We start from the raw sequence: 22101 nt of genomic DNA, 5'->3' as shown, positions 1-22101 counted from the left end.
GGAGGGTCATCCATTGAGTGCTGCTCCGCTAACGGGCAAAATAAACTTTCGCAATTTTACCGTTTTCGATTTTGTAGATGGCTACAGCTTTCACCGGCTCGCGGTCTGGGGCAAAGGTCACGCTTTCGTGGTCGATCACTGTATTACCAACGGCAATACGGTTGACCAGTTCACAATGAAGAACCGGGGTTCGCTCGAACATACCGCTGTACTGCTTTCGCATAGCCTCTTTGCCTTTGTACAGAAGCTTGTCGGGGAAGGTGTAGATCTCCACGTCGTCGGCATACGGCTCCAGGAAGGCGTCGATGTTGCGGGCGTTGTAGGCGTTCAGCTGCCGCTGAGCCAGGTCGGTCGGGCTGTCGGGCAGGAGTTGCTCCGGGGTGGTTACGTAGCCACGGTTCACCACCGTTTCAATGCTGGTCAGTGCGTCGATGGTTTCGAGCGGGTTTTGCTTCAGAATAACCACGTTGGCCAGTTTGCCTTCGGCTAAACTCCCCATTTGCTTTTCTTTACCAAAAATTCGGGCGCCGTTGATCGTGGAGGATTTCAACAAATCGGCGTTGGTTAGTCCGGCGGCCTGCATGGCCTTCAGCTCATCGATGAACGACGTACCGTGGAAAGTACCCGGGTTGCCGGCGTCCGTTCCGGCGGCTACGTTGATGCCCGCTTGCCAGACCTTCTTCAGGTTCGCCCGTTTGATCGAGTCGACTCGGGCCGCCCGGTTCTGGTACGACTGGCTGGTTAGGATGCTGGCGTATTCTTTGCGAATTTCCGGCTCCGGCAGGTGTTTAAAGTCAAAAAGGGTGCCCAGGACGTAGGGGTTCGCCCGGCTGAATTCGTAGGTCGTAAGCTTCCGGTTGTCGGTAAAGAAGCCTATGAAGCCACGGTTCACGATCATGGTGGGGCAGTAGCTGACGTTGTTCTTCCGGATCAGATCAATCAGTTCGTCATCCACAATGCCGTCTTCCGGGCTGTGAACCAGAAAATCGGCACCGTATTTTACGCCCAGTTTAGCCGCGAGTAACTCCTGCGTGTGAATGGCCAACTTCAGCCCGTTTTTGTGCGCTTCGTCGATGGCAGCCTGTACAACCGGGATCATCTCTTCGCCGGTTTTCCCCATACCGCGGATAATAAACCAGACTTTGATAAAATCCGGCTTGTAAGGCAACTGCCGACGGACAATGTCGCGGGCTTCCTCCGACGTGTTGGCTTTGATAATGGGCGAATCATCGATTTTATACGCTTCCGGCTGGTACGTTGACACCAGTGGCCCAGTCATCAGTATCTGCGGACTGACGTATCTGCGGTTGAAGCGGTCGCGGTACGGAAAATGATACAGCGGCCCGCCGATATCGATGACGGTGGTGATGCCGCTGGCCAGATACCGACGTAGCAGATCGCCCATGTTGTCGCGCAGCCACTGGCGTTCGGATTCGTAGGGACGGTATTTTGTCAGGTCGACGCCATCGGGCCGGGTGTAGATGCTGCCGGATTGAAACAAATGAATGTGGCTGTCAATCAATCCCGGAATCAACCATTTGCCTTTGGCATCAATGACCGTAGCACCGGCCGGCGCCTTGAGGTTCTTGCCGATTTTCGTAATCGTTTCCTTCTCGATCAGCAGGCTGGTGTTCTCGCGTACCTTACCCGTTTCGACATCAATCAGGTTGCCCCCTACGATCATGACGGGTTGACCGGGTAACGTGGCGGTTCGGCTGGAATCAGTAGGTTGGCCCCGCACCACCAGAGAGGCACTGAGGGTTAGAACGAGTAATAGGTGTTTCATGAATCAGTTTAGGGTTAGTTATCAACATCTTTAACGACCGGCCGCCGGTCGTTCAGCCGCTTTTCATACGGTACGCGAAAGCGGCTGAGGTCAGGTTTGTTACGTCGTTTACGTGTCAGCTCGTACTGATAGATCGTCTGACCCAGTTGGTACAGAAACGGATGGCCTGTCTGTTCGTACTCATAGGTATCGTCGTTCAGAATACCGTCGCTGTTGACGTAGATCGTTGCGGACAGCATGAACTCCACGTTGTTGGTAAAGTCGGCCACATACGAGGCATCCGTCAGAAAGCCATACGCCCAGCCTACTTTGTTGAACACCCGAACGCCATCCGGCATCTGTTTATGTACGCTGTCGCGGAAAAAGAACTTAACGTAGCTGTCGTAATACTGCGCAGCGTCATACTTGGGGAAGTTTGTTTCGCCCGGATACTGGGACAGGTACTGATACAGAAACCGGTAATCGTCGTCAGTTACATTGAACCGCTGACTGGCCGGAACGGAGTTGGGAAACAGGGTCGAGCGCAGAATCTGGTGCAAGGTTTCCAGCGGCAGCTTGTTCCGCGTCGTGAAGTCAAACGGTTCATTAATCAGGCTGTCCCTGACGTAGTAGCCTTTGCCCAGTCGGGCCGTGCGGCTGAAATCGAACGGCACAGCATTATAGGCTGCCGGTTGCGCCAGGATCAGTTTACCATCGTCCTGCATAAACCGGACCGGATTGGTGTGGCGGTTTTCCTCGGCCGTCATCCGCACGAAGCGGTGTGTGATGCGGGTGTCGAGGTAGCCCCGGGCATGAAGCGACTGATTGATAGCCTGCTGGCCGACAAACTCATACATGCGGCTGTACGGATCATTCTCGCTGACCAGAAAGGCTTTTCTGATCAGGTGCGCGAGCGACGGATAGCCGGTCTGAGCCGTGGTGTCGTACCATTCGTTCGTCTGCCTGCTGTAGGCGCTGTCAAACTGCATGGTCGTAAACTTCGTCACCTGCGGATTTTTCAGGTTGTTGAGCTTCTCCAGCGATAACAAAGCCAATGGCAGTTTGACGGTAGACGCCGGATTGAAATACTCCGTGCTGTCGACCCGGAAATAGTAGTTGGTAAAGGTGGGTACGTTGTTCTTATCCCGGTTTATCTGCGTATATATGATCTGCAACCGGTACGTTTCAGGGTGTTGAATAACCCGTTGGAACGTAGCGTTTTGGTTGGCAGCAAAGCGTTTTGTAAGGAATGAATCGGTTCGGGGTTGCCCGAAGCTCGTCAGGAAATATAGCGTGAGAAGGCCAGGCAAGAGGGTCGTAAATCGCTGCATGGCCAACAAAATACGAAATTCGGATAGAAAAGTCCGCTACGTAACAAACGGCCCCGCCGTAGCAGCCCCGTACCGGGGTGATTGTCAAACGGTCATGTGAGATAAAGACCAGTGTTCTGGTTAAACTGTAGGAATACTATCGATTGCGCGTAAAATGGCTATGTCAATCCGGTTTGAGTGGCGGCCCAATGTAACGCATGCCGTGTTTTTCGGCTCGCGCCCGTCGAGCCTCCAAACTCTGGTCTGGTTCTAAGCTGGCCGTGCGAAAATGCTCTTCCATTGTACCGGCGGGTTGGTGCATGATAACCAGACGGGCTGTTCCTTCGCTGGTTTTTACAAACGCATGAGGTACACCCAGCGGAGCCAACAACGAATCGCCCGCTTTTAGACGAAGGATGTCATCGCCTACCTGGAACTTGAATTCACCATCCATGACAAAAAACCACTCATCGCAGTCGGTATGGGCGTGTAGCATCGGGCCAACCTTTTCATGTCGAAGGGTGTCGAAGATAACACAGCGCCCGTCAGTATCCTTACCCGACACCTTCACAGTAAAGGTGGCATCTAGGAACTTAAACGGCTGGTCGTACCGATCTTGACCCGCTCTGACCAAAACCCCTTTTTTAGGTAACTTTTGAGTGGCGTTACGTAGCTCAGCTAATGGTGGTAAGACAAAGGCGAATGAAGAGGCCACTAAAGGCAGTTGGAGAAACAAACGTCGTTGCATAGCGAAGGATCAGTTATTTAGGTAAAGTTTACAAATTTGCTAAGCATTGATAGTCAGCGGTTTATTCTGCGGTAAGTAAATCGCTTGCCTGCCGGAGCGTAGTCTTTTTACGCCACGGCTGCGCTTTCCCATACGTCAGCGACCGCCATAGCCACTCGACCGGGCCGAATTGATAGCGGCTCAGCCACCCGTTTGAAAAGGGAATCTGCAAGGCAAAGAACGCCAGCCCCAGACCAACCGACGCGGCCATGCCGAGTTTGCCGATCTGGCCTAAGCCGTACCCTAAAAAGACAAGTACGCCAAAAGCGCTCCCGCACAGATAGGTGGTCAGCCCCATCCGTCCAACGGCCACCAGCGACCGCAAAAAAACCGCTTTGGTTTGCCAGAACAGCAACGTAACGGCCGCCACATAAAACGCCGACAGGCTTGCCTGATGCACGTCGAAAGCCGTCAAATTAACAACGCTCTGCCACCCCGGAACTGGCGGCCCCAACGTAACACCCCCGGTCAGCAGAACTACTGTGGTGGATATTACGGCCAGCAAGCCAGACGAGACAAGCAAACGTCGGAAGAGTTGTCGATGGGGTGGCGTGTCGGTAAAATAGCGCTTGCGCCCTACGTAGAGGCCCAGTAGAAACAAGCCGAATGTGATGAACAAACGACCTGTGAAAAGCTGGAAAAACAGAGTGCCGATCAATCCCTCCCGCGCATTCATCGCGATAACCTCAGCGAGTGTACCGCTGCTTTTAATCCGATAACCTTCTTCAGCCATCTTGGCGAATACGGCGCCTTCTTTCTGGCTCGCTGCCACCTGAGCGGCTGTTGGTGGAGGGGTATTTAGAGAAGCCAGCCGACCCACCAGCAATGGGGCATTGAGTACCAACAGCGTACCGATGGTCAGGATTACGCCGTTGGGTAGCCGACGCAAAAGAAGCAGAAGAAGGCCGAGGAAGGCATAAATTCGAAGAATGTCACCTGAATAAAACAGACTGTGGATGAAGCCAATAGCAAACAGAATCACTAACCGCCACAGCGTACGACCCACAAACGAGCGACCAGCCCGGGCTGCGCTGTCCATCTGAATGGCAAAACTCAGCCCAAACAGAAAGGAGAAAATAGTAAAGAACTTACCAAAGGTCAGGTACGTGCCAAGGTCACTAACCCACTTGTCCAGGGGCGAAAAGAGAATGTTGTAGTCAGCCGGAGAGGGGCCAGCCAGAAACTGACCACTGCTATGAGCGACGATGATGCCGATGAGCGCGAAGCCGCGCAGGGCATCGATGACCTGAATGCGGTCCATGTGTTTTATCGAAGCAGATTCCATACGGATCAAATGATTTGAGTAAGAATAGCTGCGGGTGCTTTCACGACCAATGGGGTCAGTGTTGAACTGCCAGTTCGGCAAGTCAAAACGTAATTCTTTGCCTGTCAGGTGATTTAGTTCGCGCGTCGGGTTTGTTAGTCCACAATGGTCACTGTTGCGTTGGCTTTTCTTCCGGTCGGCTGATCAGTAAAGGCCAACAGATCACATCTGTCTATTCGTCAAATGGGAGTTGTCATGTTGATAAGAGTTGATAAACGCCAACGCACTTGAGAGTTAAAACTGGAAGTAGATAAACGAGCCGCTGCTTTTCTGGGTCAGGATCACCAGAATCAGTAGGCTCGACCAGACCAGACTCAATCCCCACCAGGGTAGGCGCTGCGATAGGACCAGCAGCGAACTATTTCGCATCAGCCAGTGGCAGATAATGATACCAACCGTGACAATACTGACCGTCAGGATAGCCAGATTTGTGAGCATGGGTGCGCCATCAGGAATAATCCCGAACATCGACAGCAGCAGTAAAGTAGCGCCACCAAACGTTGGAGCCCGGAAAAAGACCCACGTAATGTTTACCAGAAACAGCGTTAGCATCGCTAACCCGAATTGCGCCAATGGGCTGGAAATCGGTATGGCTGGTATAACGGCCGCACGGCTGATTACCTGACCTCCGGTGGTAACCTCCGCCCGAACGAGCTGGCGACGAGCAACTCTGTCTCGCCAGAAACGCTCGATGCAGAGAAACAAACCGTGTAGCGCTCCCCAAACCACGAATGTCCACGAAGCGCCGTGCCAGAGTCCGCCCAACAGCATGGTAATCATGAGATTGATGTACGTTCGGACGGTGCCTTGCCGGTTGCCACCCAGCGGAATATAGAGGTAATCGCGCAGCCACGTGGAGAGGGTAATGTGCCAGCGACGCCAGAAATCCGAAAAGCCAATGGCCGCATACGGATACCGGAAATTGTCGGGCAGTACGATTCCCAAACAAAGCGACACGCCAATAGCACAGGTTGAATACCCCGCAAAATCACAGAAGATTTGCCCCGAAAAGGCGAGCACGCCCATCCAGGCATCGAGCGTTTGTACGGGAAACGGCAAGCCGAAAATCAGGTCGGCGGTATCGGCCAGTAGCCCGTCGGCAATCGTCACCTTCATGAATAAGCCCAGCGAAAGCAAAAACAGTCCCCAGCTCAGTTGCTCTGCCGTGGCCCGGCGGGGCGTTTTGAACTGCGGAATCAGGTCTTCCGGCCGCACGATGGGGCCGGCCACAAGGTGTGGGAAGTACGTAACAAACAAGGCGAAATTCAGAAACGAAGGCTCAGGAGCGAATTTGCGCCGGTACACATCCAGCGTGTACGAGAGCGTAACGAAGGTGTAGAACGAGATGCCAACCGGCAGGATGATGTCGGGCTTCGCAGCCTGGAAGGTAATGCCCACGGCCGACAGCAACGCCGTGAAATTTTCCAGCAGAAACCCGCCGTATTTAAAATACGAGAGCATGCCGAGGTTGAGAATCAGACTGACCGTCAGCAGGAGTTTGCGGTTGCGGGGCCGCTGTTCAATAGCAATGAGCTTCGCCATGTAGAAATCCACGACTGTTGACAGCCATAGCAGCAGAATAAAGGGTGGATTCCAGAGGGCATAGAACAGATAACTGCCCAGCAGCAGGTTTATCTTTTTTACCTTCCACGAAAAAGGCAGGTTGTGGAGCACCAGGATGACTGCAAAAAAGACGATGAAGGTATAGGAATTAAAGACCATGATCAGGGTGCGTTAAAAGGACGAGGAAGATGATTTTGATGACGATGCGGATAAATTTCGTTGCAACGACCAGCCCGTTTTCTGCGCGATGATCGGGATCAATGCCTGCGTGAAGCGTTCGGCGTCTTTAGGCGTCAGGTGAGACCATTCCGGGCAGGTAAAGCGGGTCAGGGCCGGATAATCAGAGAAATAAATGCCCGGCGCCTGGGTGTAGGAGAGCAGTCGGTCCCAGTACTGTGTCCGTGGAAACATCTGTTTTTCAGCCTGATACATTGGCCCATCCGACGGCGTTCGGATAAATAGAACCTGGCCGCCCCGCGCCCGAATCTGATCGACCGACCGCTTCGTCGCCTTCAGAATGTCCAGCAGGGGTGGGCCGGCTATTGCGCCCCGGGGGCTATGCGCCCCAATTTCCAGCCACATTCGTTTTACTTTGTTCTGAATGGCCGTATCCGCGACCATGGCATCGGTCATGCGCGTTTGCCGGTCTAATCCATTAACCGCAAACTCATACGGAAATTTGGGACCACCCCACGTACCGGGCCTTTCCGGAATTGGCAGCTGATTCAGAATCGGATTCAGCGACAGATTCAGCGCATCGAGAAACAGAAAATTCGCTTCCAGAACGCGGTTGATCTGGAAGCTGGCCTGCTGCGAAAGTGACCAGTTGGGATAGGCAGCAACTCGATTGGCGGCTTCCTTTTCGGGAAAAGCACCCGTTGGTGTAAAAAATAAAGGCTCCGTTACGTCGATCAGCAAGGTTCCTTTAAAATTGGGGTCATTGCCCAGATCAGTCAGCACCGGCCGGGGCGACGTACCGACGAGGGAGAGCTGAATCGGTTTTTCCCCGGTGATGCGTTGCCAGGTAGCCAGGTCCAGGTCGAATTTGATCCGGGAGGAGCCAATCAGCACGGGTCGCGCTGGACTGCTCTGGTAGATCTGTTGACGGGTATAAGCCCAAAGGCTTTCGTCGTCGTTGTAGGCCAATACGTAGTGGTTGTGTCGCCAGTAAGCTTCCCAGCTAACTATGAAAGTCAGCACGAGTAGCAGGGTTAGCCAGGTGGATTTGAGGTAGTGCGTTGGGTTCATGTTGATACGGGTTGGGTTTTTGTTTGTAAGAATGATTGAGTCGTCTGGTAAGATTGTCTGGACTAATCCATATCGATCAGAGTTGAGTCGGCCACATTCGAACTAATCGTTAGTGCCTGCCGTAGTCGATACCATAGCTACTCGGTATTATGCCTCATCCCAGTTCCAGAAAGCAGGATGAAGGACCTCGGTAAACATCCATATAAATCTGTAAATCAATGCGTAACGATGTGGCTTTGCTTGAGCGAACGGTAGAGGCAATTGTGTGAACGGCGGTTTATTAAGCCGCTGAGCCAATAGTACCACCAGACATAGAGGAGCCTTAATTCGCCCGGCGGGTTTCCTCATCGGAGGCAGTGCGCCGTTGGCGCTCGCCTTTAAGCTGCTGATTACCGAAACTGTAGGTTAGGTTCAGCAGCACAATCCGGGTGTCAAACGTCAGGCGGGTGCGAGACCAATAATCCGGGGTGTTGGCCGTAGGAATAAACCGGTTGGTATGCAGCAGGTCCTGCCCGCTCAACTTCAGTTTTAGCTTGGTACTGACCGTTTTCTGCACCCCCGCATCCAACGACCCCAGCCAGGGCGACTCCCAGATACCGTTGACGGCGGGTGTGCTGACCCAACCGTTGAGTTCGGCGGTCCAGCCCTTTCCCAGCGTAAAGGCGTTATTGGCATTGAGCCGTCCTGCTATGTTCGCGACCTGCAGGAGCGTTCCTTCATACTCGTACTGGAAGCGGTTGTAATAGCCCAGCCAGTTGGTTTGCAGTTGCCAGCCCTTCATCACCGTTACGGGAATGCCCAGCGTGAAGGTGTACCCCTGCATCCTGCCGAGGTTTTCGAACGTGACGTAGGTTTTGTTACCCTCTACCGGATGAATCGTGAAAAAGATCAGGTTGGTCGTACGGCTGTAGGCCAGCGACGTTAACATATTGTTTTTCAGCGCGTATCTGGCTTCGGCGGAATGCGTAAACTGGGGCTGAAGGTAGGCATTCCCAATGCTGAACGCAAACGGGTCGACATAACCCCGCGCCGGATTTAGGTTCTGGTAGTTGGGCCGGTCGATGCGGTAGCTATACGACACCGTCAGGGTTTGTCCCTTCGCCAGCGGATGGGTCACGAACAGGCTCGGAAACCACTTCAGGTAATTGCGCTCCACGCGCTGGTTCAACGTCAGCGATTGACCAACCGAATGGGTGTGTTCGGCCCGCAGCCCGATTTGTACATCGGTCTTTTTGTGCAGCTTTCCCGACGCACTCACGTAAGCGGCATTGACTTGCTCGGTGTACTGGAACCGGTTCGACTGGCCAGGGTCGGGCTGCAGCTGGCCCTGTTGCCCTTGTGCCAGCGTTCCCAGACTCACGCGCAGGTCGTTATCCGTTTTAACCGACGCGGTTTTCAGGCCTGTTTCGAGTTTCCAGCCACCCTGCAGCGGACGGGTATAATCAGCTTTAGCCGTGCGGATGTCGATGGTGGTCGGTTGCGTAACCAGCAGGCTGCCAGCCGGCGGCTCAGCCTCCTCCCGTTGAACCAGCGTCTCGGTAAAGAGCTGGTTGGCGTACTGCCGGCTGAAGTGGCCGAAATCAACGTCGGCCGTGAGCTGACCACCTTTCTCACCGAACGAGTGCTGCACGTTCAGGTTGCCCACCTGATTCTGACTGTGCGTATCGTACGTTTTCTCGGTATGCGTCTGCAAATAAACCGGTCCGGCTTCTGAACGCTGGAACAGGGCATCGGCGGGGCCACGCTCACGGTGGTCACTCCACAGACCGGTCCAGACCAGGCCGATGGTCGTGCGCTTGGTAGGCGAGAAATCCAGCCCGGCTTTGGCGTTCTGGCCCAGATCGCGAAAACGCAGAAAGGTGGACTGCTGAGCCAGATTGCGTCGGTCGGGCTCATCGGAAGTTGGGTCGGCCTGGTTACGGTCCATCCGGAAATCCCAGTAATTACCGCCCCGGTTCAGGCTGTACGAGCCAAACAGGTTCAGCCGGCTGGCCCGGTGATTCAGTTGCAGGCTACCCCGCTCCCGGTCGAACCGGCCGGAGCCGCCCGCTGCCGAGACGGTACCGTTGGTGCCCACATCGCGGTTCTTTATAAGCCGGATGTTGATGATGCCCGAATTGCTAGCCGCATCGTAACGGGCGCCGGGATTGGTAATCAACTCAACCGTTTCGATGTTGTCGCTTGACATCGACCGCAGCAGGGCAATCACATCCTGCTGTGAGAGGTACGTCTGCCGCCCGTCAATCTGGACGATCACCCCTTCTTTACCACGCAGTTGCAGCCGCTCGTTCTGGTAGTCGACCGTTACGCCGGGGGCTTTCTCCAGCACTTCCAGCGCCGTGCTGCCGCTGCCCACGATGCTCTGCGCCACGTTGACAACCAGCCGGTCGATCTGTTGCTCCACAAACGGTTTCTTGGCCGTAACCTGCACTTCGGCCAGTTTGCCCGGCGCTTCGGCCAGCATCAATGCCGGCACGCTGACGGGCTGGTTCGCTACGGCTATAACGTCCGAATGCGTCTTCTGATAGCCCACGGCCGTAACCCGCACCAGATACTGCCCCGCCCGGACGTTCTCGAAGGCGTATTGCCCCTGGGCGTCGCTGGCGGTTCCTTTGGCGAGCCGGTCCGACGTATCGGCCGAATCGCGTACGTTTAGCAAGGCCACCGTGGCAAAGGGCAGCGGCTTACCCGTGCCGTCATGAACCAAGCCGCTCAAGGTCGTCTGCGCCCGTACCCTCGTGAAAGGCAGGGATATGATGAGCAAGAGAAGTAATGTTGTTTTCATGGTTAAAAAGAGATGGAAGGTTTTGGCTCCGGTCATCGGTTTTGTGTTACCTCGGGCTGGGTAGTGTACAGTGGGAAGCCCAGGTCGTAGAAGAGTTGGTCGTTGCCGTAGCTGGTGTAGGTCTTCTGAATTTTGCCGTCACGTACCTGCGCCAGTTCATAGAAAGGAATTCGGACGGATTTACCCGGGTACCGATTATCCCGCGCCAACCAGACCCCCTTGACATACACCCACGTACCTTGCCGGTCGCCATCCAAGACGCTGACAAACTTCTTGTCTTCAATAATGAGCTGCTGGTCTGCAAACAGCCGCCCGTTGTGTTCCCACTGGGTAAACAGTTCGTCAGCTACCAGGAAGTCGTAAAGGCCAGGGCCGTACGCGCGAAACTTGTTGGCGATTCGTTCATGGGCGGCTTCAAACTGACCTTCCATGATGTCATTCAGAAATCCGGTAACCAGTCGCACACTGGCGGAGTCCAGAATGTTCTCAGCCGTAAGATTAGGATACTTGCTACCGAAGTAAGCCAGTTCGGCTGCGTTGGGCTGTTCTGATGGCGGTAATGCCCGGAAGTCCTGCGCCTGTATTGCAGTCAGGGCACTAAAAAGGAGGGGGAGGATAAGAAGCGGTTTCATATAGGTATGTGGAAATGGTAGTTAATAACTTGCCAGTAAGCTGTCTCGCCGGGGCGGGTCTGTGACCATCACGACACGATCAGTCCACTTCGGTTCAATTCGGAATTGCTGTGTATACCGGGCGTGGCGGTCGCTCAGCTCAATTGTGTAGACGCCAAAGGGCAAAGCCGACAGATCGAACCGACCAGCATACTTCGGTTTCGATACGTAGCCATTATAAAATGTTTCCTGCTTTTCATTCGTGATATGGATTCGTACGGAACCGCTCGGGTAGCCATCAAGGCGCATTATAATGGCAGTTCTCCCGGTGTCAGGATGAATAAAAGCACGCAGACTAACCGGTGATTCAACGAGATAACCCCGCCCAGCGAAGGTCTGGGCGTAGAGCGAGGGCGTTGTCAGGGCGAAACCCAGGACCAGTACAAAACTAGTCAGGCTCCGCAACGGCGGACGTAAGTGAATTGTGTTCATGGTGTGGATAGCTGTACTGCTTAGTCGTTGATTAACAGTGGTTTGGTAACAGCATTACGTTGGCAAACCTATACGGTGCCTATCTAGCCGGGAAACGTTACCGGACGAAGGCACCGGTTTTCTGCGTGAAGCGTAAGAATTGTGAGTTACTGAGCGACTGGCAGCGGCTACGACCGTTTGTTCGCTCCACTCGGAAAAACGACCAATCACTCAAAAGACTGACCATCCGCACTCGGTAGCGCGTACAAACGCGTTCAGCATCAGTATATTTATAAAAATGCCGAACCTATGCGCTGGTGTCTGTTTTTCGGGCTTTTGTTATCTGCTCTGACCGTATGTGGGCAACCACTGCTGTTGTTGCCGGGCAAGTTGCCTCAACAGCAGATGGACATAGGGCCGTACACGATGTTCTATGAAGATCCATCTGGGGATACACTGCCCTTATCGATAATCCGTACGCGACCGTTCCGGCCGTTTGCCCAAAAACGTAACGAACGGGTTTCCTTTAATGACCGGTCAGTAATGGTGACCTGGCTGCGGTTCACCCTTCGTAATTCACATCCAAGCGATACGTTGTTCGCGCTGCATCTAACGGGTGTTCATGGATTTATTACGCTTTATGAAAATGACCACTTGATTGGGCAAACGGGCATCTCATTTAGGCATCAAAACCGGCCCAGCCCGTATGCTCTGCCGCTCACCGTTCCACCTCTGACAGAGCAAATTTATTTTGTACGTGTTCTGGGCTATGTTTGGCATCCAACCCCCATCTCGTCGGAGTTAATAACTGCCTCGGCAGGTATCGCCTGGCATTTTGGCCCTGGGGGTGCTGCGGAGGATATGCTGTTAGCGGGTATGGCATTACTCACCGGATGGCTGCTCCTGATGAGCTTGTATGCCTTCTACTTCTTTCTTATAGCCCGGGACATTGCCTATTTATTCTATGCGCTCTACACAGGGGTAAGTGTGCTTTTTTCGGTATACAGTATGAACTACCGATTTTCATTTTATTTGAACTGGTTGTTTCCACCCCAAGTTTCGGACTTACTTGGGCCGTTTCACGTTGCGTTAATTTCAGCGTTTTACGTTCTATTTATTGCTCATCTACTGGCTATACGAAACGGGTTTCCGCGTATCTGGCGAATCTTACAGATACTGCTGGTAATACTGGTGATTCAGGAGGTTCACTCAATTGCCGAGTGGGTTTACGGGCGGCCTTTGTTCCTTAATAACGCTGTATACATCTACGCGATGGTACCCTCCGGACTGGCAACGGGTATTTTGTTAGTTGCTACTTTTCGAAGTCAATCCGCTATTCGTCCTTACCTGGCAACCGGAATGATCAGCCTGCTGGGCATTTCTTTTATACCAGGTTCGCTTGACCTTTATTTTTACAATGTATCAGCGTTGGTTGATGCTTTTTTTAATTATCCCCAGTTCTGGATATTACTTGGGTTAGCCATTGAGTCTTTCTGCTTCATGCTGGCGCTGGCTTATCGCGGACGACTTATTGAAGTTGAAAACCGTCGAATTCAGGAACGTTATGCATATGACCTGGAAACCCAACTAGCCGAACGTACTCACGAGATAGAAACTCAAAACCGCCTGCTGGAAGCGCAGCATATTAAGAAGTTGGAAGCTGAGTTTGAGCAAAAACTGGCCGAGACAGAAATGACTGCCCTTCGGGCGCAGATGAATCCGCATTTCATCTTCAATTGTCTCAATTCAATCAAGCTTTACACACTAGAAAACGATGCGGACCGAGCCTCCGAGTACCTGACCAAGTTCTCAAGGCTTATCCGTATCGTCCTGGAAAATTCCCGGTCCGAGCGCGTGACATTGCATAATGAGTTAGATATGCTCCGGCTTTACGCCGATATGGAGACCATGCGCTTCAAGCAGAAGCTTTCGTTTTTTGTCGAGGTGGAGCCCGGCGTTGATGCAGACTTTATCGAAATACCGCCCCTGCTGTTGCAGCCGTACGTCGAGAACGCCATCTGGCACGGGCTGATGCACAAGCCCGAAGGCGGTACCGTTCGCGTCCGGGCCAGCCAGCTGCAGGAAAACCTGCTTCAACTAACCATTACCGACGATGGGGTGGGCCGGGCGAGAGCCGCCGAGCTGAAAAGTAAGTCCGCCAATCACCGTAAGTCATTCGGTTTGAAGATGACCTCCGAGCGTATCGCCCTGGTCAATCAGTTGTACCAGACGCACACACAGGTGGAGATTCAGGACCTGGTTGATACGGATGGTCAGCCCGCTGGAACGGAAGTGATTATACAGATACCGATCTAATTGCGAATGAGCGAATCAGGCAGCTACCAAACATTCACTCATGCGCTCATTCACTAACTCGCTCATTATGCTCAAGGCCCTCATCATCGACGACGAACCCGACAACGTCCGGCTGCTGGCGCTGCAACTGGCCCGGCACTGCCCGCAGGTTGAACTGCTGGGCCAGTTTACCGACAGTACCGAGGGACTGCGGGCCATCCAGACCCTGCGGCCAGGCCTGGTATTTCTCGACATCGAGATGCCGATGATGAACGGCTTTCAACTGCTCGAACGGGTCGGTGAGATCAATTTCCACATCGTCTTCGTAACCGCCTACGACCAGTACGCCGTGCGGGCCTTCCGGTTCAGTGCGCTGGATTACCTGCTCAAGCCCATCGATACCGTTGACCTGATTGCCACCGTGCGCCGGGCCGAAACCACCGCCCGCATCAACCCCCAGCAGTTGGAACTCATGCGCCAGTACTACCCCCCGGCTGGATGGCCCCAGGCCGGATGGCCCCCGGGCGCGGCCGGTACACCTCCCCCCACCAGGGGGCGCATTGCCCTACCCCATGCCAGCGGAATGGTCTTTGTCGATACGAAACAGATTGTGTATTGCGAGGCCGACAGCAATTACACTCGCTTTCACCTCGAAGGCGGGGAGCAGTACATAGTCGCCAAAACGCTCGGCGACGTGCAGGAGGTCTTCGAAACCCGCGATTTTCTGCGGGTACACCGGCAGTACATGGTTAATCTGGAACACATTCAGAAGCTGGTGAAGGGAGAAGGCACCTATCTGTTGCTGACCAACGGCGTCAGCATCCCCGTCGCCCGCCAGCAGAAAGACCGGCTAATGGAACGGTTTGGCTGGCTTTGAGTGGGTATAAAACCAGTAAAGCCACGTAACCTGATTGGCTACGTGGCTTTACTGGTTTTTGACTACTTACTGCTTCCCTCCGCCCTGTTGGCTGGCCGTACTCGTACCGGCTTTTTGCTCTGGCATCAGCACGAAGCGCGCAACGTTGGCACCGAAATAGTTGTTGGCAGCTTCCTTCGTGCTTTCGACGGTTACCTTTTTCAGGTGTTCATCCTCTTTCAACACCTCGTCCAGATCGTCGTCATTGTAATACTGGTTCGCCAGGTAGCTGAGCCAGAACTGGTTGTCTTTTAACTGCAACTCCGTTTCGCGCCGGGTCTCGGCTTTGAACTTATTGATATCGCCTTGTGCCGCACCCTTCTGTTTCAGATCGTTAATCAGCTCCTGCGTTTTGGCAACGAGTTTTTCAACGTTCTCGGGCGCACAACCAAAGCCGATGCGGAAGGTATAGCGCGGAACGGGGTACTTGCTGTAGACTGCGCTGGCCCCAACGCCATACACGCCACTTTCTTCCTCGCGCAGTTTCTCGATCAGCTTAATTTCAAGCACTTCGGCCAGGGCGTCGAGTTGCGTTGTGTTGTCGGTCGTCCAGGTAAAGTCACCGCTGTATACCAGCTGCACCGTTGCTTTTGGATCAACGCCCCGGTACACCGTCTTGCTGATCTGCCCGGCCGGAATCCGGATCCCCAGGTCTTTGAATTTTTCGGGTTTGCCGGTGGCGGGCAAACCACCCAGGTATTTCTCGACCAGCGGTTTCAGCGTTTTCTCGTCGAAGTTACCAACGAAAAAGAACGTGAAATCGCCGGCGTTGGCGAAGCGCTCCTTATAAATCGTCAACGCCCGGTCGAGGTCAATCTTGTCCAGATCCGCGGGTTTGAGCGGCATCCGGCGCGGGTTGTAGTTGCCCAGCGTTACGGACACCGTATCCTGAAACACCCGGGCGGGTGTAGGCGTGTTGATCTGGTTCTGCAACGCACTCTTCTGATTTGAGAGAAACCCTTTCACGACGTCGGCATCCTTACGTGGCTGCGTCAGGTAGCTATACAGCAGCTGCATGGCTGTTTCCAGGTCGCGGGGCGATGCACTGCCGCTGACACCCTCGTTCAGTTCGCCAACGTAGGGGAACGCACTGACTGATTTTCCCGCCAGGAACTTACCCAGCTGAATCTGGTTGTATTCGCCGGTTCCGCCGAGGGTCGCCAGGGTAGAGGCAAACCGCGCCGACATAAAGTCTTTGAGGTCATACAGCGACGTACCGCCATAACTGGTGCCTGAGAACAGTATCTGGTCATTCTTAAAGTTGGTTGGTTTGACTACAACTTTCACTCCGTTTTTGAGCGTCCATTCGGTCGCCCCAATGTCTTTCAACGGCTTTTCGCTGACCACGGACGAGGGGACAGGCTCTTTAGCAAGCAGTGGCTTATTCAGCGTTTCGTCTTTATAAGCGGTCAGGCCCTTTCCAGCATTGTCGATGAAGCCGATGATCTGCTCAACGCTGGGTAGTTTGTCTTTGTCTTTCTCCGGAGCCATCACCACCACTGCCCGGTTCTCGTTCCGGATGAACTGGTCAACCAGTGCATTCACTTCAGGCAGCTTGATCGTGCCCTGCTCTTTCTTCAGAAAATCGTAGTAGAACTCGATGCTCGTGTACGGCTCTTTGTCGGTAAAGTGCCGTACGTATTCATTGACGTAATTCGACGAGCGGGTTTTATCGCGCTCTTTGTAGGCCTGCTCTACGCCCGTGAAGAACTCCTGCTTGGCGCGGGCCAGTTCGGTTTCCGTAAAGCCAAACTGTTTGACCCGGGCATTCTCGTCGAGCACGGCCCGAATGGCTCGCTCTACGTTCCCTTCTTTGGCAACGGCTACTGACGTAAAGGCGTCGAGGTTACCCAGAAAATCGCTGTAGTTGCTATAGCCAAACAGGAACGGCGGATCAGCCTGCTGGGTCAACTCCTGAATTCGATTCCCAAGCATGGTGTTGAACAAGCCCCGCTTGATGCTTTCGCGCAGATCGTTCAGTGTACGTTCCTTAATCTCCGGACGCTTGTAGATAACCTGGACGACCGTATTGGGCTGCTCGGGGTCCGTTACAATCACCACTTTGGTATCCTTGTGCGCCGGGATGTCGTACTCCGTGCGGGGTTTCGGATTCGGGACGGCCGGAATCCGGCTGAACTTCTCCCGAATAATGCCTTCTACTTCATTCACGTTGAAATCACCCACGGCAATCACGGCCATCAGATCCGGGCGGTACCAGTCTTTATAGAACTGCTCCAGCACCTCGGGCTTAAAGTTTTTAATAACGTCTTCTTTGCCGATCGGCAGGCGGTTCGCGTATCGGGAGTTGTTCAGAATCAGCGGGAAGTATTTGTCGCGCATCCGTTGGCCGGCACCCCGGCCCAGTCGCCATTCTTCCAGCACAACACCCCGTTCTTTGTCGATCTCTTTCGGGTCGAGGGTAGCGTTGTGTGCCCAGTCTTCCAGAATCTGGAAGGCTTGCCGGAATACGTTGGCCGAATCCGTCGGGACGGGTAACTGATACACCGTTTCGTCAAAACCAGTGTAGGCGTTCAGGTCGGCACCAAAGCGAATACCGGCCGATTGCAGCACATTGACCAGTTCGTTTTTAGGGAAATTTTTGGTGCCGTTGAATTCCATGTGCTCCATGAAGTGAGCCAATCCCTGCTGCTCGTCGGTTTCCAGCACCGAACCGGCCCGGATTACCAGCCGCAACTCGGCCCGGTTTTTCGGCTCAGCGTTCTTTCGGATGTAATAGGTAAGGCCATTGGGCAACTTGCCTACCTTCACAGCGGGGTCTGTTGGAATAGCCTTGCTGAGGTCAATTCCAGCTTTAGCCGGAGCCGACGCGGTTTTCGTGGCCGAAGCCGTTGTGGGTTTTGATTTTGTAGTCGGTTGTGCCAGTACCAGGGTGGCGCTCAGCAACAGACTTGCCGGAAATGCAAAACGTACCATGCGGTCGTTCAAGTACATGAGTATGTCAGTGGAAAATGCAACAAAATAACGAAATATTCAGAAGAAACGTTTACCGAAACCAGACGAGCAGAACGGCTGTCAGGATGGAAGCCAGCACCGATAGTGACCAGAGAATCAGGACCCAGCGGGTCGGTACTTCCCACACGCGGGGATAGGGCCTGATGGTGCCGTGGCCGGTTTCAATGATACCATACGTATGGTGGGTGCAGAAGTCCTCCCAGTCGCGAAAGTCGATGAATTGGGCGAGGGTATCGAGTAGGGGAGGGTGAGGAACAGCCGCCGGCGGGCCCTGCCAGAACCGTTGCAGATCCCGGGCGCTGACGTAGTGGTACGTGTACGCAAAAATCTTGTTGCTGAGCTGAGTAAAGTCGCTGGATTGCCAGTACCGGGCCGGCTCCCAGCCAAGAATCCGTTCCACCTGTCGTTTCAGATCGCTCAGGTGAAGCATTTCCAGCGAGCGGATAACGGTTGGGGTCAGGCCGTGATGACCCGGCGCTGTTTCTGCCGGCACCAACGAAGCCGGTTGATTTACCCGTTGGTCGCTCAGACCTTGATGATGATATGTTTCCGGTACATGATCCACAGAATACCCAGCCAGATCAGAACAAACGTGAGCGCACCGGCCAGCGAGGCATTGTGCGGATTGGTGAAGTAAGGTACAAAAAAGAGCTGGTAGAGCCACTCCTTCGCCCCGATTTCTGAGCCGTCGGGCTGCTGGATATGAATCATGTTCAGAATGCGCGGAATCAACCCCGACAGGAAAAAGACCGTGATGGCGTTGACCCCGAAGGCGACGAAAGGCTGGGCAATCCGCCGGGCCGTTGGGCGCGACGCAGGCTGTGCGTCAACGAGCCAGTAGCAAAGCGCCAGGCCCAGCATGGCCAGACCAGCCGCCAGCAGTACGTACGAGCTGGTCCACAGAGCTTTGTTGATGGGAAACCAGGCATCCCAGATCAGCCCCCCCAGCGTGGTCAGGCAGCCGGCCGCGAACAGCCAGGCTGTTTTTTCTGCATCGGCTACATCGCGTCGGCGGAGCCACGTGCCCACCAGAATCCCGGCCAGGCCCGTACCGATGGCCGGGATGGTGCTCAGGAGTCCTTCGGGGTCCCACACTTTGGTCGATCTGTAGAGGTGGTCGGTTGTCAATATGGTTCGGTCGAGCCAGGCCGCCAGGTTGCTTGTCGGTTCCAGGTTGGCGTAACCGACGCCGGGCACCGGCACAACCGTCATCATCAGCCAGTAGCCAGCCAGCAGGGCGGCCAATAGCCACGTTTGCTGACGGGTAGTTGTTCGCAAATAGATCAGTGAACAGGCCAGATACACCAGGGCGATGCGTTGCAGTACCCCCGGAATCCGGACCGACGTAATATCGAACTTGGGGAAGAAGTTAAGAAACAATCCCAGCATGAACAGTGTCAGACTCCGCTTCAGAATCTTGCCAACCACACCGTTTTGCTCCGTCCCACCCGCCAACGCAAACGTAATGGATACCCCAACGATGAACAGAAAGAAGGGGAAAATCAGGTCGGTGGGCGTCCAGCCGTTCCAGGCTGCGTGCCTGAGTGGGGCGTACACGTATTGCCAGTCGCCTGCGTTGTTGACCAGGATCATGCCGGCTACCGTCAGGCCGCGGAAGGCATCGAGTGAGAACAGGCGTTGGGAACTGGTCAATGTGGCCGTCGAATGGACCGAAGCCGGTGAGGTAGTTGTCTGCATGACCGTTTGCGAATCGAAAGGTAAGTTTACTACGATTCAGGCAAAAGAAAAAGCCAGGCCGACGTTGGCTATCGGCTGCGCCCGGTCTGATTTGCCGTTACGTTCGCTTTAGGCGTGTACGGCCCAACGATCTTCATCACCTCCCGTTGCCGGCTGCGGTGGTTCAGGGCGTACACCCAGTACCGCTCGCCACCGGCTTCAACCCGCACCACAATGTGCCCTTCAAACGCCTTGTACGCCTTTTCAAGACCCGGGCCGATCACGATCTTATTTGCTTCCAGCATGTTCGTCGCGAACAGGTCGCGGTCTTCCGGATAAACCCAGCGGGAGGTCATCCGGCGCAGCGCATCGTGGCCCGGGTGATCCGACGACCAGACCTCCTGAATAATGACCCGGGGCCGCAACGCCCGGAGGTAATCAACGTTCATGGCGTCGGTGTTGGCGTGGTGATTCGTCGTAATAACGTCGACCTGACCTACGTACGGGGCTACTTTGCTTTCGACGTTGTACCAGTCAGGTAAGCCCAGTTCGGCCATCCCGCTGATGTCCGTACAGGTAAAGAATGAAAACGGCCCGTAGGTCAGTTTGAAACCGCAGCTCACCTGATTCTCGCCCGGCATGGCCATGCCGGGCACGGCGGTGCCCGGTCGACGAACGTTTGCCTGTTCGTTGCTGAAATCAGGGAAGATGTGTTTTACGCCCTGGCCGGTCCAGACGTCGCCGTTGCTGTAGAAATTCTGAATCCTGAAGGTGGGATATTTCGTTGGATTTCGCAGCATGGCAATCTGGTCCGTCCGCCCCACGGCAAATACCTCATGTTTGAGCTTGTTCCGCCGAACCTGGTCGTCTACGAACGTCCAGTAGTTTTGCAGCGTGGCAAACTCTTCGGGATACGTACCGGATGCAAAACGCTTTTTCAGCTCGTCTTTGCCAAACGGCAGCGGATACGTAGTGCCCCGGTCCATCAGATGGCGAATGGGCAGTTCGGAGCCGAGACCTGTAATGCCGGTCTTGAAATACCGGCCGCTACTGTCGTAGGGCGCGCCCTGGTACACGTGCCCGTAGTGATCATCGTGGTAATGCGTCACCAAGGCATGGTCAATTTCGGGCGTACGACCGGCGGGCATATACTGACGAATGTAGTCGGCAATCCACTCGTAGGGTCGTTTGGTATAGTCGGGTACAAGGGGCGTGTTCCGCAGCGAAAGCGTGCGGGGATCGGTCGGGTCCTGTTCGCCCGCGTCCTGCAGGAACGTAGTGCCGTCGGGCATTACATAGAAGGCACAGTTGCCCCGGCCGGTATGGATGAAGTGAATCTCAACCTGCCCGTCCTGCCAGGGGTTCAGCGGCTGGCCGATGGTTTGGGCAAAAGCGGATCCGGTAGTAATCAGATAGGCAGCAACCAGCTGAACAACAGTTCTGAGAATCATTTGACGAGTGGTTTATAGCGAACTCTGGATCGAAAGCTAACTCCATCCAAAGTATGTATCACATTGTCAAAACTGGCGAATCCCTATGAACTGAACGTAACGGAATTGTTACGGAAACGTGAACAATCGATTGGTCGCTCCGGTCTTCAACAACTCGTCAGACGAACACCTTCGCCAGCTTTTTCTCCAGGTCCTTTTCCAGCTTCAGCAGGCCTTCGCTGTTGGGCAGGTAAGTCAGCGCCCGGTGGTGACGCAGATCAAACGGAATATCGCCAACGGCCTGCGTGATGGGAATTACCACCTTGCCCAGTGTATGCGCAATGCCGGTTTCGTAGAACACGTTTGGATTCCGGTCGGTGAAGTCAGTAATGACAGCCCGGGAGGTAAAGATCAGATCAAAAACGTCCTGAATCAGGATGCTGTTGTCCCAGATATCATCGGCCCGGCGGCATTCGATACCGAGTCGGCTGCACACATTCCGGATGGCGGTGTACGTACCGGTAAACCGGGATTCAAACGGCATCATTACCGACAGGACGTTGCTTTCCACCGGCTTGTCGGGCACACGGAACACATCGGGAGCAAAGGTAATGACCCGCTCAGGCTCCTGCGTATGCACTGTTGAGACGAACGTATACGTCGGACTGCTCAGTCTGAGTTTTTTATCCTCGATCATCCGCTCAATCTCGATTAGGTTGTTGTTGCTTTCGCTGATGAGCTTCGACAGGACCTGCATAATATTTCCCTCGTAATCGTCGTCTTTGAAGTCCAGACTACGAAGCAGACGCGGGTGCTCTTCAATCAGCTCCTGATTGTCGGTAAGGTATCCAAGTTTAATCCAGTCGGACTTGGTAAAATGGTCACGAACGAATTCATGAAGCGCAAACAAACGTAGTGCCTTCTGCTTACTCTGTCTTATCATGCC

At 54.2% G+C, this 22101-nt stretch carries 16 protein-coding genes; 2 read left to right on the top strand and 14 right to left on the bottom strand.

Annotated features, from left to right (window positions below):
• Positions 1–28: 28 nt before the first annotated feature.
• The 9 genes from DYU11_RS33590 to DYU11_RS05365 all read right to left on the bottom strand — a co-directional run bounded on the left by DYU11_RS33590 (position 29) and on the right by DYU11_RS05365 (position 11885).
• Positions 29–1786 (bottom strand): amidohydrolase family protein, encoded by a 1758-nt coding sequence (locus tag DYU11_RS33590; RefSeq protein ID WP_119666574.1) that lies wholly within the window; start codon positions 1784–1786, stop codon positions 29–31.
• 14 nt (positions 1787–1800) lie between these two features.
• The gene (locus DYU11_RS05400) at positions 1801–3096 is read right to left on the bottom strand and encodes a serine hydrolase (RefSeq protein ID WP_119666573.1); all 1296 of its coding nucleotides are present in this window, start codon (positions 3094–3096) and stop codon (positions 1801–1803) included.
• A gap of 163 nt (positions 3097–3259) precedes the next feature.
• Positions 3260–3823 (bottom strand): cupin domain-containing protein, encoded by a 564-nt coding sequence (locus DYU11_RS05395; protein WP_119666572.1) that lies wholly within the window; start codon positions 3821–3823, stop codon positions 3260–3262.
• A gap of 61 nt (positions 3824–3884) precedes the next feature.
• Entirely contained in the window at positions 3885–5147 is a 1263-nt protein-coding gene (locus DYU11_RS05390; RefSeq protein WP_119666571.1) for a DUF418 domain-containing protein, read from the bottom strand.
• 273 nt (positions 5148–5420) lie between these two features.
• Entirely contained in the window at positions 5421–6908 is a 1488-nt protein-coding gene (locus DYU11_RS05385) for an MBOAT family O-acyltransferase (protein ID WP_119666570.1), read from the bottom strand.
• 12 nt (positions 6909–6920) lie between these two features.
• The gene (locus DYU11_RS05380) at positions 6921–7997 is read right to left on the bottom strand and encodes a hypothetical protein (RefSeq protein ID WP_119666569.1); all 1077 of its coding nucleotides are present in this window, start codon (positions 7995–7997) and stop codon (positions 6921–6923) included.
• A 322-nt stretch (positions 7998–8319) separates the two neighbouring features.
• Positions 8320–10782 carry an outer membrane beta-barrel protein gene (locus DYU11_RS05375; protein ID WP_119666722.1) on the bottom strand — a complete coding sequence of 821 codons (2463 nt, stop codon included), beginning with the start codon at positions 10780–10782 and terminating at the stop codon, positions 8320–8322.
• Between the two features lie 32 nt (positions 10783–10814).
• On the bottom strand, positions 10815–11414 hold the full coding sequence (locus DYU11_RS05370; protein ID WP_119666568.1) for a hypothetical protein: 600 nt from the start codon (positions 11412–11414) through the stop codon (positions 10815–10817).
• 21 nt (positions 11415–11435) lie between these two features.
• Positions 11436–11885, bottom strand: a complete 450-nt coding sequence (locus DYU11_RS05365) for a hypothetical protein (protein ID WP_119666567.1) — start codon at positions 11883–11885, stop codon at positions 11436–11438.
• A gap of 288 nt (positions 11886–12173) precedes the next feature.
• On the opposite strand from DYU11_RS05365, the gene DYU11_RS05360 reads away from it, so the two are divergent.
• On the top strand, positions 12174–14180 hold the full coding sequence (locus tag DYU11_RS05360) for a histidine kinase (protein WP_119666566.1): 2007 nt from the start codon (positions 12174–12176) through the stop codon (positions 14178–14180).
• Positions 14181–14220: 40 nt separating this feature from the next.
• Entirely contained in the window at positions 14221–15036 is an 816-nt protein-coding gene (locus DYU11_RS05355; RefSeq protein ID WP_229365700.1) for a LytR/AlgR family response regulator transcription factor, read from the top strand.
• 66 nt (positions 15037–15102) lie between these two features.
• Here the strand turns inward: DYU11_RS05355 and DYU11_RS05350 are convergent, their stop codons facing one another.
• The 5 genes from DYU11_RS05350 to DYU11_RS05330 form a co-directional block, all read right to left on the bottom strand.
• Entirely contained in the window at positions 15103–18027 is a 2925-nt protein-coding gene (locus DYU11_RS05350) for a M16 family metallopeptidase (RefSeq protein WP_374755980.1), read from the bottom strand.
• Positions 18028–18079: 52 nt separating this feature from the next.
• Positions 18080–18541 (bottom strand): hypothetical protein, encoded by a 462-nt coding sequence (locus DYU11_RS05345; RefSeq protein ID WP_147367888.1) that lies wholly within the window; start codon positions 18539–18541, stop codon positions 18080–18082.
• Between the two features lie 32 nt (positions 18542–18573).
• Entirely contained in the window at positions 18574–19746 is a 1173-nt protein-coding gene (locus DYU11_RS05340; RefSeq protein WP_119666563.1) for an acyltransferase family protein, read from the bottom strand.
• A 68-nt stretch (positions 19747–19814) separates the two neighbouring features.
• Positions 19815–21176 (bottom strand): ComEC/Rec2 family competence protein, encoded by a 1362-nt coding sequence (locus DYU11_RS05335; protein WP_119666562.1) that lies wholly within the window; start codon positions 21174–21176, stop codon positions 19815–19817.
• A gap of 157 nt (positions 21177–21333) precedes the next feature.
• Complete coding sequence (locus DYU11_RS05330; RefSeq protein WP_119666561.1) at positions 21334–22098, bottom strand: hypothetical protein; 765 nt, start codon at positions 22096–22098, stop codon at positions 21334–21336.
• Positions 22099–22101 lie beyond the last annotated feature (3 nt).

Source organism: Fibrisoma montanum, from assembly GCF_003583365.1.
Taxonomy (GTDB): Bacteria; Bacteroidota; Bacteroidia; order Cytophagales; family Spirosomataceae; genus Fibrisoma; species Fibrisoma montanum.
The sequence above is the reverse complement of the archived record's forward strand: the minus strand, read 5'-3'. Positions and strand labels throughout refer to the sequence as shown.

What these genes read in the sequence shown, in the direction of transcription:
- DYU11_RS33590 (WP_119666574.1), bottom strand. Translation starts at nt 1,786, where the DNA reads ATGAAACACCTATTACTCGTTCTAACCCTCAGTGCCTCTCTGGTGGTG.
- DYU11_RS05400 (WP_119666573.1), bottom strand. Translation starts at nt 3,096, where the DNA reads ATGCAGCGATTTACGACCCTCTTGCCTGGCCTTCTCACGCTATATTTC.
- DYU11_RS05395 (WP_119666572.1), bottom strand. Translation starts at nt 3,823, where the DNA reads ATGCAACGACGTTTGTTTCTCCAACTGCCTTTAGTGGCCTCTTCATTC.
- DYU11_RS05390 (WP_119666571.1), bottom strand. Translation starts at nt 5,147, where the DNA reads ATGGAATCTGCTTCGATAAAACACATGGACCGCATTCAGGTCATCGAT.
- DYU11_RS05385 (WP_119666570.1), bottom strand. Translation starts at nt 6,908, where the DNA reads ATGGTCTTTAATTCCTATACCTTCATCGTCTTTTTTGCAGTCATCCTG.
- DYU11_RS05380 (WP_119666569.1), bottom strand. Translation starts at nt 7,997, where the DNA reads ATGAACCCAACGCACTACCTCAAATCCACCTGGCTAACCCTGCTACTC.
- DYU11_RS05375 (WP_119666722.1), bottom strand. Translation starts at nt 10,782, where the DNA reads ATGAAAACAACATTACTTCTCTTGCTCATCATATCCCTGCCTTTCACG.
- DYU11_RS05370 (WP_119666568.1), bottom strand. Translation starts at nt 11,414, where the DNA reads ATGAAACCGCTTCTTATCCTCCCCCTCCTTTTTAGTGCCCTGACTGCA.
- DYU11_RS05365 (WP_119666567.1), bottom strand. Translation starts at nt 11,885, where the DNA reads ATGAACACAATTCACTTACGTCCGCCGTTGCGGAGCCTGACTAGTTTT.
- DYU11_RS05360 (WP_119666566.1), top strand. Translation starts at nt 12,174, where the DNA reads ATGCGCTGGTGTCTGTTTTTCGGGCTTTTGTTATCTGCTCTGACCGTA.
- DYU11_RS05355 (WP_229365700.1), top strand. Translation starts at nt 14,221, where the DNA reads ATGCGCTCATTCACTAACTCGCTCATTATGCTCAAGGCCCTCATCATC.
- DYU11_RS05350 (WP_374755980.1), bottom strand. Translation starts at nt 18,027, where the DNA reads ATGTACTTGAACGACCGCATGGTACGTTTTGCATTTCCGGCAAGTCTG.
- DYU11_RS05340 (WP_119666563.1), bottom strand. Translation starts at nt 19,746, where the DNA reads ATGCAGACAACTACCTCACCGGCTTCGGTCCATTCGACGGCCACATTG.
- DYU11_RS05335 (WP_119666562.1), bottom strand. Translation starts at nt 21,176, where the DNA reads ATGATTCTCAGAACTGTTGTTCAGCTGGTTGCTGCCTATCTGATTACT.
- DYU11_RS05330 (WP_119666561.1), bottom strand. Translation starts at nt 22,098, where the DNA reads ATGATAAGACAGAGTAAGCAGAAGGCACTACGTTTGTTTGCGCTTCAT.